Genomic DNA, 2229 nt, shown 5'->3' on the forward strand with positions numbered 1-2229 from the left:
CACTGGTCACTGGTACAAATCGCGTACTAATTAGCAGCGATTTCGTCTATTTTGGCGGAGAAGGACCGGAGTTTCCCGAACACCTTGTGGATCGACGAGGACGCCGTTTGTGCAAAGTGGGATTGGATCTACTACTTTCAATGACCCACAACTTTTCGAAAGCTTGGAAACATGGGTGCGCAGCCTTGATTTAACAGGGTATCAAGGGGCGCCTTTTGAATGGATCTCACTTAGGAAGTGACGCCTCATGCAAAAAGAAGGTTCTCTCTTACTTTCCGAATATGCCACGGAAATTGCCCTTACTGACGTGCTCGATCTAAAAGATGTCAACCCAATACTACAAGGTCTATATGGTGAAGTCGGTGGAATCATGTCCACTGCAAAAAAACACATTCGAGAGCAGTCCGCCTACCCCGGCTTTAAAAAAGCAGCAGAAGAAGAATTTGGAGATACACTTTGGTATTTAGCAGCGCTTTGTAAACGCTTGGAACTTCCACTTAGCGATATATTTTCCGACGCAGTCAAGTGTGAAAACTTTCAAACCGTGGGCGTAGCAAGTGATGTTATTGACGGTGCTTTCGCGTATGTAGCAATGCCAATTGCTTCAAGAGATTCTGCAGATGTTTCACTGGTACGCCTCGGTCGTTCTGCGGCGTCATTATTGGGAAGTGTGCCCTCGCGAGAAAATGTTGTAAATTTCGCAAAAGACTATCTTGATGCCCTTCACGCTGCCAAGCTAGTATTTTCAGAGGTTGCTAGAGCAAACCTACGCAAAGCTCGCGGAGCATTTCTAGATCCAAACCCTGCTGACTTAATCGACTTCGATTCAAATTTTTCGTTTGACGAGCAACTTCCGCGCGACTTTAAAATCCGTATTAATCAACGTGAAAGCAGCAGAAGCTATCTCCAATGGAATGGAGTTTTCATCGGAGATCCTTTGACAGACAATATATCCGACCACGATGGATACCGCTTTCATGATGTATTTCATCTTGCATACGCAGCCATTCTCCATTGGTCGCCAGTAGTCCGCTCATTGATAAAACACAAGCGAAAAAGCAACCCTGAGTACGACGAGGAGCAAGATAGCGGACGAGCAATCGTTGTTGAAGAAGGTTTGACTGCCTGGATCTTTTCAAGAGCCAAAGAACTAAACTTTTTTGAAAACCAAGATAAAATCTCACTTGGCATGTTGAAAATCATTGGGGAATTTGTAAGCGGTTACGAAGTAGAACGTTGCCCTTTAAAACTTTGGGAAAAGGCGATATTAGAAGGGTACAGCGTCTTCCGCCAAGTGAAAGCGACTCAAGGAGGCTGGATCATTGGTGATCGCTCACTGCGTACCATACGATATGAACCACTAGAGTAGAACATATGAAGCTACACCCTTTTGTTGAAACAATCGTTAAATTGCACCTAGAAAATTGCTTCAACCCGTATTCAGATCGCTGCGAAATACATGACAGTATAGAAGCACCCAGCCTTCGTGCCCAAACGCTATCCAACATAATATACAGCGCAACAAGCCGCCCTATCGATGCCATATGGATCGGACGGGATCTTGGTTATCGCGGCGGCCGCCGTACAGGTCTAGCATTGACTGATGACGCGCACATTGAAAACCATGCCAAACGGTTCAATCTATTCGCCGAAAGACCTACCATTGGGAACGCTGTCACGGAACGGACAGCTGCAGTTATTTGGAACATGTTAGACCAAGTAGATGCACAAATATTCCTCTGGAATGTTTTTCCTCTTCATCCGCACGCAGCGGGCGAACAGTTTACAAATCGACAGCACAATACTCTAGAAAGAAAAATCGGTGAGGAGTTACTAAAAGAGCTAATTCGCCTGCTGAATCCGTCACGCATTGTAGCTATAGGAAACGATGCTGCCGCTTCTGCAAGCCGAATTACAAATTCCATACCGGTATTGCGCGTAAGACACCCAAGCTATGGCGGGCAGAACATATTTATTGCACAAGTTTCCGAGATCTATGGATGCTCTCCACGCCAGAAAACACTTTTATAGATCCTGGCACATATAAAAAATCCAGAAAATCTATACAACAGGAAATTATCAAGCTGCAGAGCCATCTTCCCCCAGCACGTCGAGCCCTAGGTACGAGCAGCCACCTGTCGAGCGAAAATCAGTGAAAAACCTACCGCACAAAAGGAAAACTCTTACAATCCATCTCTAGATTTCTGACGTGGCTGTTCGGTCACGTTC

Annotated in this window: 3 protein-coding genes; all 3 read left to right on the forward strand. The window is 45.5% G+C overall.

The genetic code is table 11. The features are described from left to right. Positions 1-2: 2 nt before the first annotated feature. The 3 genes from AC1DLB_RS28120 to AC1DLB_RS28130 are packed head-to-tail and all read left to right on the forward strand — an operon-like array spanning position 3 to position 2031. A complete protein-coding gene (locus AC1DLB_RS28120) occupies positions 3-194 on the forward strand; it encodes an Nmad2 family putative nucleotide modification protein (protein ID WP_477786097.1) in 192 nt (63 codons plus the stop codon). Positions 195-247: 53 nt separating this feature from the next. Beyond that, a complete protein-coding gene (locus tag AC1DLB_RS28125) occupies positions 248-1369 on the forward strand; it encodes a pyrophosphatase (RefSeq protein ID WP_477743843.1) in 1122 nt (373 codons plus the stop codon). A gap of 5 nt (positions 1370-1374) precedes the next feature. Beyond that, a complete protein-coding gene (locus AC1DLB_RS28130) occupies positions 1375-2031 on the forward strand; it encodes a uracil-DNA glycosylase (protein WP_477743842.1) in 657 nt (218 codons plus the stop codon). Positions 2032-2229 lie beyond the last annotated feature (198 nt).

The organism is Pseudomonas sp. 05N434 (genome assembly GCF_056396965.1).

Bases quoted from the DNA above. Each gene is read 5' to 3' on its own strand.
- AC1DLB_RS28125 (WP_477743843.1), top strand. From the start codon at position 248: ATGCAAAAAGAAGGTTCTCTCTTACTTTCCGAATATGCCACGGAAATT.
- AC1DLB_RS28130 (WP_477743842.1), top strand. From the start codon at position 1,375: ATGAAGCTACACCCTTTTGTTGAAACAATCGTTAAATTGCACCTAGAA.